This is a genomic window from Roseovarius atlanticus (assembly GCF_019802205.1).
GTDB classification, from domain to species: domain Bacteria; phylum Pseudomonadota; class Alphaproteobacteria; order Rhodobacterales; family Rhodobacteraceae; genus Roseovarius; species Roseovarius atlanticus_A.
The window spans coordinates 354107-370009 of record NZ_JAHVHQ010000003.1; the positions used below are offsets into that span (position 1 = coordinate 354107).

Sequence of the window (15903 nt, forward strand, 5' to 3'; positions counted from 1 at the left end):
GGGGCCGACGTTCTCTAGATGCAGCCCGCGATCATTGATGAGAACGTTCCGGTAACGTCCGCCTTGGTGCGCGTTCCGCGGAGGACGGCCATCGAGAGCGCCTCGCCCGCGCCGACGAGGCCGATGCACCGCAGTTCCAGTTCTCTGGGGGACAATTCGCTGTGTGGTCCCAGGACGGCGACGAACATCGCAACGGCCTGGGCCAGAAGCTCCTGCAGGACAGCGGCCTTCTCATCGCTCCCCGCCAGTGCAGCGCCGACTGCATGGAACTCTCCGGACGCGTCGGCGGCGCAGTCGATATAAGCAGATGCAAGGTCTTCGATCGCGTCTGCCCTGGTGGGGTTCCGGCTGAGAAGGCCGTTGCGGAAGGTATTCATCCGCTCGGTGTCGATCCACTTGTAGAGCGCGATCAACAGGCCGGATCGATCCCCGAAGTGATCGTAGGCAACCGGCTTCGAAACACCCGCACGTTCGGCGAGGTAGCCGAGACTGAGCCGGTCCGTGCCTTCCTGCCTGACGACCGCCAAAGCGGTGTCGAGTAGCTGCGCGCGGCGCTCGGTCTTGGAAAGCCGCGCTGCCGCCCGTCGTTCGTCGGTTTTCTGCTTTGTCGGCATCTTTGCCATACGTCCCCTTGAAACCTACTATTGGTAGGTTATGTGTATTCCTACGAATGGTAGGTAATAGGATATGGAGGACAAGACAATGTCAATCAACCCGATATTGCTGGTGGGAGGCTCCGGTATAGTCGGCCAGCACACGGCCCGGTATCTTCGGGACGCACACCCCGATCTGCCCCTGCTGATCGGAGGGCGTGATCTCGACAAGGCGCAGCGCGTGGCGGGCGACATCGGAAATGCGGAAGGCATCGCCATGGATCTGTCGGCCAAAGATCTGGGCATAGGCGATCGCCCGGTCAGTGCTGTCGCGGTCCTGTTCACCGATCAGCAGGTCGCAGGCCTTCGCTTCGCCCAGGATCGCGGCGTGCCTTACGTGAATATCTCGCCGGGCATCATCGAGCTGGGGCCGGAAGTTGCGGCCTACATTCACCGCCCCGACGCCTCTGCAGCGGTCCTCGGGACGGAATGGCTGGTGGGTGCGACCAGCGTGCCGGCAATGGCCGCCGCAACCGCCTTCGGTGATGTCGAGGATATCCGTATCGGCGCCCTGCTCGACGAGGAAGATGCATTCGGCCCCGCCGCCGAGGCGGACCTTGAGCGCCAGACTCAGGTGATGGCGGCCGCACTGGAACGCCGCGAGGGTTCCTTTGCCTGGCGGACCGGGGAGGCCACGACCTCGCGATTCCGATCCGTGGACGGGACCGAAATGGAGGCGTCCGCCCTTTCGCCGAACGATCTTCTCGGACTGTCCATGGCGACGGGCGCGCCGAATGTTCGGTTCGACCTGGCGATCGGTGTCAGTTCCAGTCGTCGCAGGGGGGAGCCGCTCTCAGCGGAGATTCTGATCGAGCTCGCCGGGACGGACCCGGAGGGAAGCCCCTTGGCGATGCGGTTTGCCGTCGTGCATCCCGGTGGCCAGATGCCGCTGACCGGATCGGGGGTGGCAATGGTGCTTGAAAGCCTGACAGGGCTTGGCGGGCAGGCACCGACACGGCCGGGCCTCTATTTTCCCTACCAGTTGCTGGACGCCGGGACCTACTTCGCGCGGCTCCGGGACATCGGCGGATCGATTGTCGATCTCCAACCCGAGGGAAAAATCAACAAGACGGTTTCGATGGAGCACCTCGTCGCCGATGTCAGGAGCGCGGCATGAGACTTGAGACTGCAATCCGTGCGGGCGACCTCGCGGTCGCCGTCAGGCTTCTTCGCGAAGGAGCGGACCCGAACCGCTCCGGCCCCGAGGGGCTGACGCCGCTGATGGTAGCGGCCGGCCTCGGGCAACCGAACATGGTAGAAATCCTGTTGACCGCGGGTTCGAACGTTCTGGCAATAGAGCCGCGCATGGGCGCCTCGGCCCTCCACAAGGCTGCGTTGTCGGGAAACTGCGATGTCGCCGAGCTTCTGCTCGACTATGGCGCCTTCATCGACCAGCAATCGCCGATCCTCGGTCACACGGCCCTCATGGATGCCGTGGTCTACAAGCAGACGGGCCTCGTCGCGCTGTTACTGCGCCGTGGGGCGAGGGACTCGATACGGAACCATTGGGGAGAGACTGCGCTCGATATTGCTCAGCGGGATGAGCTTTCGGACATCTCCGGGATGCTCACCGCACACGAGCAGGATCGCAGGGCCTGGATCGACGCGCAGCCCCTGGTCACCGCGCTGCAGAATGGGGACCTGTCCGGCGTAATGCGGCTGATCGATACTGGTGCGGATATCGACATACGGCTGCCGATGATCGGAAGTCCCGACGACAACTACACCCCGCTCGCCATCGCAGCCCGCGATGGACAGGCCGATATCGTTCTTGCCCTGCTGAGGGCCGGCGCCGATCCGCGCCGAACCATCGGCCTGTTGGGCGGGACCGCACTGCACGAGGCTTGCTACTTCGGGCACGGCGATGTTGTCCGCCTGATGGTCGCGAACCACGAGCGCCTCGACAGGCGAGCCTCAGAACTCGATGCCCAGGGTGCCTTGAACGGCATGACGCCCCTTCACGATGCGGTCTGGCATGGGCATCACGACGCGGCACAGGCCTTGATCGCGGCCGGTGCCCGTCTCGACCTGCGAACACATGCGGGATTGACGCCAAGAGAGTTGGCCATCCTCTACGGCTACGATGATCTGGCCCGGAGTCTTGCCGATGCGGAAGAAAACTGCCGTGCCAAAACCACGCAAGATAATCCGCCTCGCGACTCCTGACACGACACGCCGTCGCCGCCCGGCGCGATCTCTTACATCGAAACACCAGTAGAAAGGACGTGCCAATGACGACGTCTCGCAGAACATTCCTTGCCGGCTTGGGTGCGACCGCATTCGCCGGGGCGGTTCCCGCCGTCGCCAAAGGGTCGGACATGCCGCCGGTCCGCATGGTCAGAACCAACGGGATCAACATGGCGGTTCACGAAGCCGGAACCGGGCCAGCCGTCGTCCTGCTGCACGGGTTTCCCGGCCTCTCCTTCACATGGCGGCTTCAGGTTCCGGCCTTGGCCGAAGCAGGGTATCGGGTCATCGTTCCCGATCTTCGCGGCTATGGTCGAACCGACGCGCCCGGCGCCGTCGAGAGCTATGATGTCGGTCAATTGACGGGTGATCTGACGGGGCTTCTGGATGCGCTTCATGTCCGCAAGGCCGTCTTCATGGGTCATGATTGGGGCGGGTTGCTGGCATGGCAGATGCCGCTTCTTCACCCGGGCCGCGTTGCCGGCGTGATCGGGGTCAACACGCCCTTTGTCCCGCATTGGCGGCTCTGGTTGCATACTGATCTGGTGAATGCAGCCTTGCCGGACGGCGCATCATTCGTCGATGATCCGGCGATCGATCCGGTCAAGAAGATGCGCGAGGTCTATTCTCCCGAAATGTACGTTCTGATGTTCCAGGACGGAACGACGGCCGACCAGGCAATGGACGCCGACCCCCGAGGAACCCTGCAGAACGCCTATCGCAAAGACCTCGTCACCTCGGCCGAATGGGACGATTTGCCGCCGGAGGTCACCAACATGGAATACTATAGAAAGCCCTTGCCAGAGGTGCTCCCCGGGCGTGACGTGCTTACATCCCAAGAACTCTCTGTCTATGAAGAGGCTTTCGCGCGAACCGGGTTCACTCCGGCGATCAACTGGTACCGGAATCTTTCCCGGAACTGGCGTGTCGGCTTGGATATCGATCAGACGATCCGTGTTCCATCTCTCATGGTCTCGGCGGCCAACGACGTTGTCCTCAGACCGGGTATGACCGACGGCATGGCATCGCACGTCCCCGACCTCGAACGGCATGTTCTGGAAGATTGCTGGCATTGGACGCCGGAGGAAAAACCTGGCGAGTTGAACCGGCTGACCCTCTCGTGGTTAGGGCAACGTTTCCCCAAGGAATGAGAGCCAAAAGTACTCGCTCGCGCGTAGCTCGACATCGCCGCGCGTCTCGAACTGCTAGCGCATCCTGTGTTGAAACCACGCGAGTTCGCAGTCCTGTTCATCTATTCAGAGCTGGTGATGGCGTCTTGCCGACAGCGAAGCAACTTGACGAGAACAGGCAAGATGGACCGATTTACCCTTCCCGCCAGGCCAAGCCGCGCTGGTCTGGGAGCCGTCGGGGAGTGATTGCCTCCTCACGGCCCTTCGAGAGCACCATTAGCCTGATTATCGGCTCTTTCTCGGGCCTTCTGCCGCAGGATCTCGAGAAACAAGGTGAAGGCGCGGGTCGGCTGGCGCCGGCTGGAATAGAAGGCGTGATAGCCGGGAAACGGGGGGCACCAGTCGGACAGGACCTCGACAAGGCGACCGTCGGCCAGGAAGGGCGCGGCAAGGTCCTCAAGCATGTAGGCCAGGCCCATCCCCGCCAGTGCCGCCCCAACGAGCGCGTCACCGTCGTTGACGGTGACGGAGGGCGACACCTTCACCGTTTCTGCGTGTCCGTCCTTCTCGAACGACCACGGCGACAGGGTTCCGCCGGCATTCCTGAAACCGATGCAGCGATGCGCGGCCAGCTCACGCGGTATGCGCGGCCGGTCGCAGGTGTCGAGATACCCCGGCGCCGCCACCACGACGGCCCTCAGGGGCGGCCCCACGGGCACGGCGACCATGTCCATCTCCAGATCGTCGCGCATTCGTATGCCGAGGTCGAAACGCTCCGCGACGATATCGACGTAGCCGTTCTCCACGCTCAACTCGCCCTCGATCTCGGGATGAGCGGCCAACAGCTGCGCGAAGGCCGGCCAAACGAACGTATCGGCGGCATGTTTTCCGCAGGTTACACGCAGACGCCCGCCCGGTTCCTCGCGCAGCCGTTCGAGTGCGTCCATCTCCGCGCCAAGTTCCGCGATGACAGGAGAGAGCGTGGCAAGCAGACGCTCGCCCGCCGCGGTCGGCGCAAGGCTGCGCGTTGAGCGTGATAACAGCCTGATGCCCATATCCTGCTCAAGGCGCTTCACTGTCTGGCTGACGGCGGACTGGGTGACGCCTAGGCTGCGGGCCGCGGCGGTGAAACTGCGCTCTTCGACAACCCGATTGAAGATGAAGAGGTCGGAAAACTGTCGCGGATCCATTCAGTAGCCTCACTACTAGGGCCTAAAAAATCCAAGGCACTAATGGAAAACTAGATAAATACATTAATCAATGGTCAGCAAACAAGAGGATCTGACGATGTCTGGCAAAACATGGTTCATCACCGGAGCAGGCAGGGGCCTGGGGCACCTGATCGCCCGCGACGCCCTGAAAGCGGGCGACAAGGTCGTTGCGACCAGCCGGACCGTGGACGGGATCGAGAACAGCCTCGGGGCTTCGGACGACAACCTGCTCGTGCTGCCGCTCGACGTGACCGATCCCGAGGCGACGTCGGCCGCGCATGGCGCGGCCATTGAGGCGTTCGGCCGGATCGACGTTCTGGTCAACAACGCGGGTCGCGCGCAGCTTGGTTGGTTCGAGACGATCCCCGACGATGACGTGCGCCGCCAGTTCGAGATCAATCTGTTCGGCGCCATGAACGTGGCGCGGGCGGTCTTGCCCACGATGCGCAAGCAGCGTTCAGGCCTCGTGGTGACGATCTCGTCGGTCAACGGTCTCGTCTCGAACCAGGGCGGCTCGGTCTATTCGGCGTCCAAGTTTGCGCTGGAAGGCTGGATGGAGGGCCTCGCCGAAGAGATCGCGCCGCTTGGCATCCGATCCCTCGTCGTCGAGCCGGGCATGATGCGCACGAACTTTCTCGACCCGTCCACCGCGCGGCAGGGCAACGTCGAGATTGCCGATTATGCGGAGGCCTTGGAGGGTTTCCGAAGCTTCATCGCTCAGGCGAACGGCGCACAACAGAACGATCCCGAGGACCTTGCCGCCCTGATCGTCGCCGAAGCGTCGGCCTCGGACCCTGCGCGACGGCTGTTGTTCGGACCTGATGCGCACGAGTGGGCAAGCGCAAAGTGCAGGAAGCTTATGGAGGAAATCGAGGCGTCGAACGCACGTAGCTGAGCAGGGCAGCGCAACGACCAGGCGCCGCGAATGGGCGGACTAATTTGTGCAGTTTGTCGCCGCAACATAGACCTTCGAAACCAACGCGAGGACCACATCCATGCGAGCTGCCCATGTCATCGTTGCTCAACTGCTTATCGGTTTCACAGCCGCGACGTACGTGAGCGCCCAGACAAGTCATAATTCAGACGGAGGAAAACAGTTGCCGATACAGGAAGATCTGAGCGCACAGGGTCCCTCGGGGACCCTTGCAGGAACCTTGACCCTCCCAGCTCACGGCGGCCCGCTTCCGACGGAAACGCCGGTCCTTCTGATCGTGCCAGGTTCGGGCCCCACCGATCGCGACGGCAACTCGCCTCTTGGCGTCGCGGCGGCACCCTACAGACTCCTTGCCCAAGCTCTGGCGGAGCGGGGCTATCCTTCGGTACGGATCGACAAACGCGGGATGTTCGGTTCGGCGGGGGCAACATCGGACCCGAACGACGTGACGATTGCAGCCTACGGGGACGACCTGCTTTCCTGGACGAACGCCATCCGGGAGCGGCTGCCGGCGAAGGACGGTGCACGCTGTGTGGTCCCCGTGGGGCACAGTGAGGGCGGACTGGTTGCATTGGCCGCCATGGCACGTCTTCCAGACCCATGTGGGCTGATTTTGCTCGCGAGCATCGGTCGACCGTTCGACGAGGTGATACGCGAGCAGCTGCGCGCCAATCCCGCGAATGCGGCATACCTCGAAGAAGCGGACGCGGCGCTCGCGTCACTGAAGCGCGGCGAGCGGGTCGATGCGAGTGCATTGAACCCCACGCTTCAGCCCCTTTTTGCACCGCAGATTCAGGGCTTCCTGATCGACGCGATATCTTACGATCCGGTTGAACTGGTGGCCGCGGTCGATGTGCCCATGCTGGTCATTCAAGGCACGTGCGATATGCAGGTGAGCAACGCGGACGCGCGCCTGCTTGCGGATGCCACACCAAATGCCGAACTGGAACTTCTCCCGGACGTGAACCATGTACTCAAGTCCAAGATTACCTGGGAGCGCGAGCTGGTCCGACGTGAAGCGGTCGGCATCAGCGACCTGCCGCCACCTCTGCCGCACCCGGATCATGTGCTGGTCGATGTACGAAACGGAACGATCCGGATCGCCGGGCCTGCAACAAAGGCAGAAAAAGCAGAATAGGATGCCATACTCCACGAGAAGGCCGTGCTCGAAGACAGCGTCGCCAAGCTGATCGAGGCCAACAAGACCGAGACGGATTCCGGCCAGATCGAGGACAATCTCAGATATATCGCCATTGGCCAGGAGAAGCTGGCGAGATTGGGGAGCTGATGCCGAAGGCATGATTTGAAAATGGAGCGGGCTGTGGCGAAGCCGCGGCTCACTCGCTTTGCTACTCAGCTCCAATATATCTGGGCCTGTGCGTTTTTGAGGCCTAAAGGTAACCCGGGCAAACTATCTAGCTTCTTAGCAGCGAAGGTTAGAAGGGCGGGAAGCGGAAGTTCGCTGCAGTTTGGTCATATTTCAACTCTACAGGAAGAACCTGACGTTCGATATCTATGGTCGGGAGATGATCATGCGCTTTGTAGATATGTCCGCTAATGGGTTGGATCAGCCTTTTGGCGCAAGCGGCTTCCGGGCAAACAACTTTCCAACCTGCTTGCGCAGGTCACCGGGAGGATGCTGTGGCCCTCAGAGCGGCCAGGGCCTCTGCGTGCAGTGGGCGGCTGGCGGCGGCGATAATCTTGCCGTCCGATGCCAATTTGAGAGGCTCGCCGTCCCAGTCAGTGATCACACCTCCCGCCCCTTCGACCACCGGGATGAGCGCCATGTAGTCATAGGGGTGCAAGTTCATCTCGAACAGGAGATCGACATGGCCCGAAGCCAAAAGCCCGTAGCCGTAGCAATCGCCGCCGAACCGTCGCATGGCAGCCTTTTCCGATAGCGTCTCGAACTGCGCCAGTCCGGTCCCGTCGAAATTGTCCGGGCTGGTCGTGTAGAGGATCGCATCGGCCAGAGCCGTTCTCCCACTGGTCTGACAGGGCGTGCCGTTGAGTGTTGTGCGATGACCGCGCTGGCCGGTCCAGCGTTCGCCGGTGGGCGGAATGGAGATCACCCCGAGTTCCGGCGTGCCATCGGAGAGGCAGGCGATCAGCGTGCCGAAGGTGGGCATGCCGGACAGGAAGCTCTTGGTGCCATCAATCGGGTCGATGACCCAGATATGCGAGGATTCCAGTCGCGCGCTCTCCTGTTCCTCTCCAAGAATGCCGTGAGTCGGGAAGGCTTGCGTGATCTGCCGGCGCATCTCTGCCTCGATGGCGCGGTCGGCCTGCGTGACTGGCGAGTCGTCGTCCTTTGCCTCGATTTCCAGCGGCTTGCGGAAATAGGTCATCGCCATGGCGTCAGTGACGTCGGCCAAACCTTCGGCGAACTGTGCGAGCCGGTCCGTTTCCGGAAAGGTCGAGAGAGATTGCATGATTTTTCCTCAAATGCGGCGAGCGGTGGGCCGCGAAACATATGCTTTGAAAATTTATCGTAGACAAATGCCACAAAAACGCAAGACTACACAAATAACCCCAGACTCGTATTTCATGTCGGGCAACCAGAACGGGCCATCGCAAGGGTCCGCAATCTTCCGGATACAGGTCCGGGCCAACAGAACCGAACCAACAAGGAGATCACCATGAAAACCTGGACACAGACCACTGCGCTTTCGATCGCGGCGCTTGGCCTTGCCGCGCCGGCGCTGGCCGATGAACTGACCGTCTATACCGCCCTCGAGGAAGAAGAAATCGCGGCCTACGTCGAAGCGGCACAGGCCGCCATGCCGGACACCGAGATCAATGTCCTGCGCTTGTCCACCGGCAAGCTCGGTGCGCGGCTGCTGGCCGAAGCGGAGAATCCGCAGGCTGACGTGATCTGGGGTTGGGCCGTCAGCGCGATGATGGACCCGCAGATCCTCGAAATGCTGGAACCCTACGAGGCCGCCGGCTCCGACGTGCTGCCCGAGAAATTCCGCAGTGAAGAGGGCAAGTGGTTCGCCCCCATCGGGTATATGGGCGCCTTCTGCGTGAACACCGCACGGCTCGAGGAAAAAGGCCTGTCGATGCCGTCAAGCTGGGCCGACCTGGAGGACCCGGCATTCAAGGACGAGATCCTCATGCCCGATCCGAACTCCTCCGGCACCGGGTACCTGCACGTCAACGCCGTGCTGCAAAGCATGGGCGAAGAGGCAGGCTGGGCACAGCTGGACGCGGTCGATCCCAACATGGCGCAATACACCTCTTCGGGTTCGAAACCATGCAAATCCGCCCGCGTGGGTGAATACACCGTCGGCATTTCGCTGGCGTTCACCGCGATGCAGTCGATCGAGGAAGGCTATCCGCTGGCGATGGTCTTTCCCGAGGGCGGGGTGGGCTACGAGTTGGAAGCGTCGGGCCTGATGGCAAGCTCGGACAACAAGGAAGCGGCGAAAGCCTTCCTTGACTGGACCATGTCGGACGAGGCGATCGGCCTTTACCAGACCTACAAGGCGCTGATCACCGTGCCGGGTGTCGATGCGTCGGAGGCGGCCGAGAAAGCCGGCCTTCCCGCGGACATCTCAACGATCCTGGCGGATATTGATTTCATCAAGGCGGCAGAGGATCAGACGGCCGTAAAAGATCAGTGGAAAGAAAAATTCGGGCGCTGAGCCCGAGACCGGGGCGGCCTCGGCCGCCCCGACACTTGACGGGCCGGTCGCGACCCTCCCCAACGAATGAGAAAGCACGCCCCACATGTACCTGACCGTCCGCGATGCCACCAAGACCTACGGCAATTTCACCGCGCTCGACCGCGTGTCGATCGAGATCGAGAAAGGCGAGTTCGTCTGTTTGCTCGGCCCGTCTGGATGCGGCAAGACGACCTTGCTGCGGCTGATCGCAGGGCTGACCGAGCTGGACGGAGGCACGATCACGCTGGAGGACGCGACCCTTTCGGATCTTCCGGCGCGCAAGCGGGGGTTCGGGATCGTGTTCCAGTCGTACTCGTTGTTTCCGAATATGACGGTGGCCGAGAATATCGGTTATGGCCTCAAGATCCGCGGCGTTCAGAAAGACGACATCGCCGCACGGGTGCAGGAGTTGCTGGCGTTGGTGAAGCTGCCGCAGGTGGCCGATAACCTGCCGGGGCAACTGTCAGGCGGACAGCAACAGCGCATTGCGCTGGCGCGGGCCATTGCCGTGGATCCGCGCGTTCTGTTGCTCGACGAGCCGCTATCGGCGCTCGATGCCAAGGTCCGCTCGGTGCTGCGCGACGAGATCAGACAGGTGCAGCGCTCGCTCGGCATACCGACGCTTATGGTAACGCATGATCAGGAAGAAGCGCTGGCTCTGGCCGACAAGATCATCTGCATGAACCACGGGGTCGTGGTGCAGGCGGGCACACCGGAGGATCTGTACCACCGACCCGCCACGCGCTTTGTCGCGGAGTTCATGGGGATCAGTAACCTGCTCTCTGCCGACCCGGTCGCGCGGCATTTTCCCGACCTGATGTCGACCCGTCCCGCGTCTGAGGACAGCTATCTTGCCTGTATCCGACCCGAGCAGATCGGGGTGACCCCCTCCGAAACCGGCGCGGCCGTCGTCCGCAGCATCAGTTTCCTGGGCAACCTGCGGCGCCTGGAAGTGGACGGCCCCGCCGGGCCGCTTTGGGTCGAAACGCATGGTGGCAGTCCGTATCGCCCGGGCGACCGTGTAGAGCTGAGCATCGCACCCGAAGCCTGCACATGGGTCGTCGACGACACTGCAGGAACCGGGGCAGTCTCGGCATGAGCGTCGCCGAAACGTCATCCCGCGCCCGTACGCGCCGCCGATTAGACGCCGATCGCCTGCTGACGCTGGCGTGCATCGGGTTGCCGCTGCTGGGCCTGATCCTGTTCTTCGCCTACCCGATGGTGATCGTATTTCTTCGCTCGATCACGGTCGGCGACAGTTACGGGTTGGGCAATTACACCGAAGTGCTGGGCTCGTCCGGGTTCTGGCGGGCCACGCGGCATTCGCTGGCGATGGGTGGCGCGACCACCGCGCTGAGTGTGTTCCTGGGGTTCATCATCGCGCATGGCCTTTACCGTTGTGCATTTCGCGGCAAGTGGCTGATACGCAGCGTTATCGTTCTGCCTCTGCTGGCCCCCTCGCTGGTACAGGCGCTCGGGCTGATCTTCCTGCTGGGCCGCAACGGCGTAATCAGTCGCATGCTTGGGGTCGAAATCGAGATTTACGGTTTCTGGGGCCTGTTGATCGCGAACACCCTCTACGCGCTGCCACAGGCCGTAATGATCATCGGCGCGGCGCTGGTGCTTCTGGACGCCCGCACCTACGAGGCCGCCGAGGTCATGGGAGCGCCGCCGTGGCGGCAATTCCGCGATCTGACCCTGCCCGCCGCGCGCTTCGGCATCCTGAACGCGGCCTTCGTCTGTTTCACCATCACCATAACCGATTTCGGCAATGCGGCGGTAATCGGCGGCGACTATTCCGTGCTGGCGACCGAGATCTACAGCCAGGTCGTGGGGCAGCGAAACTTCAACATGGGGGCCGTGGTGGGCATCATGCTGCTGCTGCCCACGGTGATCTCCTACAGTATCGAGCGGCAGGCGATGAAACGGCAGCAGGCCGGACAAGTCACCGGCCAGGAACCCTATCGACCCAGTTTCGCTCCGCTGCGTGACATCAGCATGGCGGCGCTGTCATTGCTGATCTGTGCCGGGATCGTTTCGGTGATCGGGATTGTGGTCTATGCCAGCTTCGTCACACTGTGGCCCTACAACATGGCGCTGTCGCCCAAGCATTACGATATCACTCTGGCGGGCGGGTATTCTTCGCTTTGGATGACGGTCGTGATCTCGCTGGCTGCCGCTGCGGGCGGGACCATCGCGGTTTTCCTGCTGGGTCTCGGTCTGCGACGCCTGCCCAAGGCAGTGGCGCAACCGATCCAGATCCTGGCCGCGATGCCGGCGGCTGTACCAGGCATGGTTCTGGGTCTGGCCTATATCCTGACGTTCAATTCCACGGCGACGCCGCTTTATCTGCTTTACGGTACAGCCGCGCTGATCGCGATCATCAATTTTTACCACTACCACACGCAGAGCTTTCTGACGCTGATGACCGGCTTCCGCCAGCTGCCTCTGGCGCTGGAGGAAGCGGCCAATAGCCTTGGTGCCGGGCTGGGCAGGACGGCACGGGACATCGTGGTGCCTTTCATCGCGCCGATGCTGGTTTCGGTTTTCTTCTTTCTCTTCATGCGCTCCATGGTGACGCTGTCTGCAGTTGTCTTTCTGACGACCCCGGACCTGAGCGTGGCCGCCGTGACGATCATGCGACTGGACGATGCCGGGCTGACGTCGCAGGCGGCGGCCTTCTCGACTTGTGTAATGGCGGTTGTTTGCTTGGCCGTCCTGTCTATGAAGGCGGTACTGGCGCTTTTGCGACGGCGTGGCGGCAACAGGGGGGCGGCCTGATGTGGGCGAAGGAGCGTCATCAGCGGATCGTGTCGATGCTGGCGGCCAACCACCAGGTGAGCGCAAATGATCTGGCCGAGATGATGGGGGTGTCGCGTGAGACCGTGCGCCGCGACCTGCTCGACCTTGAAGAGGCGGGAAAGGTGGCACGGGTGCATGGCGGTGCCGTTCTGCCCGAGGCGCGGACAGAGGACCCGTTTCAAAAGCGCATGGTGAACCAGATCCGGGCCAAGTCCGAGATCGCGAAGAAAGCGGTCGGCCTGATCCAGCCGGGGCAAACAATCATGGTGGATGCCGGGTCGACCACTGCCGTGTTCGCTCGGGAGCTTTCGAAGGTGCCCGGCGTGTCGGTGATCACAAATTCGCTGGATATCGCCGCGACGTTGCAGGCCGCAAACATGGATGTACTCCTTGTGGGCGGTCGGATTGCAGCTGATGTGCCCGCCACGGTGGGCGAACTGACCCTTTCGGAAATACGGCGTTTCGAGGTGGACCTGTGTTTTTCCGCGCCGGTCGCTGTGCATCCCGAGAAGGGGACATTTTTCTACGACCTGCAAGAGGCCGAAATCTCTGCCGCAATGGCAGCGCAGGCAAGCCGGGCGGTCTTGCTGGCGGATCATTCCAAGCTGGGAGGCACCAGCCGAGTGCGTTCCTGGGAGGTGGAGACGATCGGAGCGCTGGTGACAAACCGTGCCGCGACCGACGCGCAGCTCGACGGGTTTCGAACGGCGGGGGTCGAGATCGTCTGACCACATCATTCGGCGAAAGCCTGAAATTAATCAGGAGGGCCGGTGTCTCCGTTCGGGCAGGGGAGGGCGGAGAGCCGACATTCGCTGCACTTAGCCCTAACGTCCGACATGCATGTAAAAGTGCTGTCGATCAAATGCAGAACGGTAGGTACAGCCCGTCTGGATGCCATCGGTCAGTTGGAGTGGGAGTTTCTAATGCTTTCCCAGAACCGATTGGTGGCTTAAAGGCACAGCGCTTCAATGAAATGGGCTCAATACGGGTTGAACTTACAATAGCTTCCCCCGGAGAGAGACGGGGGAAGCTTGGCAGGCGAGGCCCGAACTGGCACGTTTTGCGCCAGATCGGTGCGGTTCGTTAACTGGACTGCAAATAGCCCAAGATGTCCGCGTTGATCGTTTCAGCCATCGTCGCCGCCATGCCATGAGAGCCGCCGTCATAGACCTTGAGCGTCGCGTTCGGCATGATCTCGACCGTCCTCGCGGCAGAGGACTTTATGGGCACGACCTGATCGTCGCTGCCATGCATCACCAGCGTCGGCAGTTGGATCGCCTTGAGGTCCTCGGTAAAGTCGGTTTCCGAGAACGCCTCTATGCAGTCGTAGTGCGCCTTGGCGCTGCCCTGCATCCCCTGCCGCCACCAGTTGCGGATCAAGCCGTCGCTGACGTCCGCATCCGGGCGATTGAAGCCGTAGAACGGGCCGGACGCCACGTCGAGGTAGAATTGCGGTCGGTTCGCGGCAAGCGCCTCGCGGAAGCCGTCGAATACGTCCAGCGGCGTGCCGTCGGGGTTGCTGTCCTTCTTCACCATGACCGGCGGCACGGCACCGATCAGCACCAGCTTCGAGACGCGCCCGGCCTTGGCGCGGGCGGCGTAGTGCACGACCTCGCCACCGCCGGTGGAATGGCCCACATGCACGGCCGCCTTGAGGTCCAGCGCGTCCGCCAGGGCGATGACATCGGCGGCATAGGTGTCCATCTCGTTGCCGGTTTCCGTCTGGTCCGAGCGCCCGTGCCCGCGCCGGTCGAAGGCGATGACGCGAAAGCCCTTGCCGAGGAAATAGAGCATCTGGGCGTCCCATTCGTCGGCCGTCAGGGGCCAGCCGTGGTGGAACACGATGGGTTGCGCGTCACGCGGGCCCCAGTCGCGGTAGAAGATCTGCGTGCCGTCATCGGCGGAAATGTAGGTCATGGTGTTAGGTCCTTTGATGGAGGAGGTTGTTTCGGCCCGCAGGCCGGAGACGGCCAGGAGGGGTGTGGTCGCTGCAATCAGCATGCCGGCGCCACCGGCAATCGCGCAGCGACGGGTGAGGCGGATTGGTTCAGGTCCGGACATGGCGTTTTCCCGATATGATCAACTGACACGGGTCGGATTTGGGCATCTTGCAGGTACGGTTGGCCTGGACGTGACTGCCGGTGAAACTGTCTACGTTGACGATCCAGGAGGCGACGGCGACGGCCGCGACCGAGATGAGGAACAGGATCGCGCTCCAGGAAAGTATGGATTTCACTTTCATATGGGACATGGTGTGGCTCCATTGCCGAGGTGATTTCCCCAGGTGAGATTTTCTGTGAACAGGTTTCGGGTTCCTGCGGCGAGGCGGGTCCTGCCGCAGGAGATTGCTAATTCAGCTTCCGCCGGAGGCGCGCGCAGCCTCATCGATCACGTCGGCGACTTCGTCGGGCTTGGTCAAAAACACAACGTGGCTGCCGGGTACGTCGATTGATACAGCACCAATCCGGTCGGCCGTATGGCGCAGCAGTTTCGGGTCGATGGCATTGTCCTCGGTCGCGATCACGGCCCAGCTCGGCTTTTCCTTCCAGGCGGCGTGTTTCACCGGCGTTCCGAAGATATCCATATTGATGGGCACCTGGCTGTCCCGAAGGAAAGCCGCGTCCGCATCGGCGGTGTCGCCGGCAAAGCCGGTCTTGAACTCTTCGAGGTTGACGAAGCCGAACCCGTCGTCGCCGGTCTCGATGATGAATTCGGGCGGGGCGGGGATGTCGGCGAACTGGCCGCCCGTGGTCTCGCCCACGTCTGGGGCCAGCGCGGAGACGTAGACGAGGCCTGCAACCTTGGGGTTGATGCCCGCCTCGGTGATGACCGTTCCGCCGTAGGAATGCCCGACGAGGATCGCCGGACCGTCCTGACGGTCGAGGATACGGTCGGTGGCGGCCACGTCATCTGCGAGAGAGGTCAGCGGGTTCTGCACGATGCTGACACGGTAGCCGCGCGCGGTGAGGATGTCGTACACGCCGCGCCAGCCCGACCCGTCGGCAAAGGCGCCGTGAACGAGCACGACGGATTTGACCGGCTGTTCGGGCGGGATCGTCTCTTGCGCGTTTGCGCTGGTCGTGATGGTCGCGGCGGCGGCAGCGGCGGCGACGGCAGTTCTGAGTTTCTTGGACATTTGAAGTTCCTTTGGTTGATATTGGCAGAGATCCATAAAGGCCGTGGGAGGGCGGCTTTCCGGTTTGTTTTACTGGATTGCACCCCTGTCGCAGGCGTCGGCATCGTAGCGTTTTGGCGCTGATGGGTGCTTGCAACTTTGGCGTATGGTTTGCGGGATACGCTGCAGCATGATTGAAGATT

Annotated in this window: 16 protein-coding genes; 10 read left to right on the forward strand and 6 right to left on the reverse strand. The window is 62.3% G+C overall.

The genetic code is table 11. The annotated features are described in order from the left end of the window. Positions 1 to 14 precede the first annotated feature (14 nt). Positions 15 to 623 carry a TetR/AcrR family transcriptional regulator gene (locus tag KUV49_RS07550; protein WP_222449421.1) on the reverse strand — a complete coding sequence of 203 codons (609 nt, stop codon included), beginning with the start codon at positions 621 to 623 and terminating at the stop codon, positions 15 to 17. Positions 624 to 687: 64 nt separating this feature from the next. Here KUV49_RS07550 and KUV49_RS07555 point away from each other — a divergent pair, with 64 nt between their 5' ends. The 3 genes from KUV49_RS07555 to KUV49_RS07565 all read left to right on the forward strand — a co-directional run bounded on the left by KUV49_RS07555 (position 688) and on the right by KUV49_RS07565 (position 3991). Beyond that, entirely contained in the window at positions 688 to 1770 is a 1083-nt protein-coding gene (locus KUV49_RS07555; RefSeq protein WP_222449422.1) for an NAD(P)-dependent oxidoreductase, read from the forward strand. Next, positions 1767 to 2819, forward strand: coding sequence for an ankyrin repeat domain-containing protein (locus KUV49_RS07560; RefSeq protein WP_222449423.1), 1053 nt, complete (start codon positions 1767 to 1769; stop codon positions 2817 to 2819). The genes KUV49_RS07555 and KUV49_RS07560 overlap by 4 nt, the downstream gene beginning before the upstream one ends. A 65-nt stretch (positions 2820 to 2884) precedes the next feature. Next, complete coding sequence (locus tag KUV49_RS07565; protein ID WP_222449424.1) at positions 2885 to 3991, forward strand: alpha/beta fold hydrolase; 1107 nt, start codon at positions 2885 to 2887, stop codon at positions 3989 to 3991. Between the two features lie 233 nt (positions 3992 to 4224). On the opposite strand, the gene KUV49_RS07570 is transcribed toward KUV49_RS07565, so the two are convergent. Continuing rightward, positions 4225 to 5160, reverse strand: coding sequence for a LysR family transcriptional regulator (locus tag KUV49_RS07570; protein ID WP_222449425.1), 936 nt, complete (start codon positions 5158 to 5160; stop codon positions 4225 to 4227). A 97-nt stretch (positions 5161 to 5257) separates the two neighbouring features. Here KUV49_RS07570 and KUV49_RS07575 point away from each other — a divergent pair, with 97 nt between their 5' ends. From KUV49_RS07575 to KUV49_RS21425, 3 genes are all read left to right on the forward strand, one after another. Next, a complete protein-coding gene (locus KUV49_RS07575; RefSeq protein WP_222449426.1) occupies positions 5258 to 6076 on the forward strand; it encodes an SDR family oxidoreductase in 819 nt (272 codons plus the stop codon). 100 nt (positions 6077 to 6176) lie between these two features. Then, positions 6177 to 7253, forward strand: coding sequence for an alpha/beta hydrolase (locus KUV49_RS07580; RefSeq protein WP_261391082.1), 1077 nt, complete (start codon positions 6177 to 6179; stop codon positions 7251 to 7253). A gap of 24 nt (positions 7254 to 7277) precedes the next feature. Continuing rightward, the gene (locus KUV49_RS21425) at positions 7278 to 7403 is read left to right on the forward strand and encodes a hypothetical protein (protein ID WP_261391084.1); all 126 of its coding nucleotides are present in this window, start codon (positions 7278 to 7280) and stop codon (positions 7401 to 7403) included. 337 nt (positions 7404 to 7740) lie between these two features. Here KUV49_RS21425 and hisN read toward each other — a convergent pair whose 3' ends face one another. Further along, positions 7741 to 8547, reverse strand: a complete 807-nt coding sequence (hisN, locus tag KUV49_RS07585; RefSeq protein WP_222449427.1) for a histidinol-phosphatase — start codon at positions 8545 to 8547, stop codon at positions 7741 to 7743. A gap of 207 nt (positions 8548 to 8754) precedes the next feature. On the opposite strand from hisN, the gene KUV49_RS07590 reads away from it, so the two are divergent. The 4 genes from KUV49_RS07590 to KUV49_RS07605 all read left to right on the forward strand — a co-directional run bounded on the left by KUV49_RS07590 (position 8755) and on the right by KUV49_RS07605 (position 13313). Next, on the forward strand, positions 8755 to 9762 hold the full coding sequence (locus KUV49_RS07590; protein ID WP_222449428.1) for an ABC transporter substrate-binding protein: 1008 nt from the start codon (positions 8755 to 8757) through the stop codon (positions 9760 to 9762). Between the two features lie 85 nt (positions 9763 to 9847). Then, the gene (locus tag KUV49_RS07595) at positions 9848 to 10882 is read left to right on the forward strand and encodes an ABC transporter ATP-binding protein (protein ID WP_222449429.1); all 1035 of its coding nucleotides are present in this window, start codon (positions 9848 to 9850) and stop codon (positions 10880 to 10882) included. Beyond that, complete coding sequence (locus tag KUV49_RS07600; RefSeq protein WP_222449430.1) at positions 10879 to 12564, forward strand: ABC transporter permease subunit; 1686 nt, start codon at positions 10879 to 10881, stop codon at positions 12562 to 12564. Before KUV49_RS07595 ends, KUV49_RS07600 begins: the two co-directional genes overlap by 4 nt. Beyond that, positions 12564 to 13313, forward strand: a complete 750-nt coding sequence (locus KUV49_RS07605; protein WP_222449431.1) for a DeoR/GlpR family DNA-binding transcription regulator — start codon at positions 12564 to 12566, stop codon at positions 13311 to 13313. The genes KUV49_RS07600 and KUV49_RS07605 overlap by 1 nt, the downstream gene beginning before the upstream one ends. A 355-nt stretch (positions 13314 to 13668) precedes the next feature. Here KUV49_RS07605 and KUV49_RS07610 read toward each other — a convergent pair whose 3' ends face one another. From KUV49_RS07610 to KUV49_RS07620, 3 genes are all read right to left on the reverse strand, one after another. After that, positions 13669 to 14502 carry an alpha/beta fold hydrolase gene (locus tag KUV49_RS07610; protein WP_222449432.1) on the reverse strand — a complete coding sequence of 278 codons (834 nt, stop codon included), beginning with the start codon at positions 14500 to 14502 and terminating at the stop codon, positions 13669 to 13671. Positions 14503 to 14632: 130 nt separating this feature from the next. Continuing rightward, complete coding sequence (locus KUV49_RS07615; RefSeq protein WP_222449433.1) at positions 14633 to 14836, reverse strand: hypothetical protein; 204 nt, start codon at positions 14834 to 14836, stop codon at positions 14633 to 14635. 102 nt (positions 14837 to 14938) lie between these two features. Beyond that, entirely contained in the window at positions 14939 to 15721 is a 783-nt protein-coding gene (locus KUV49_RS07620) for an alpha/beta fold hydrolase (RefSeq protein ID WP_222449434.1), read from the reverse strand. Positions 15722 to 15903: the final 182 nt, after the last annotated feature.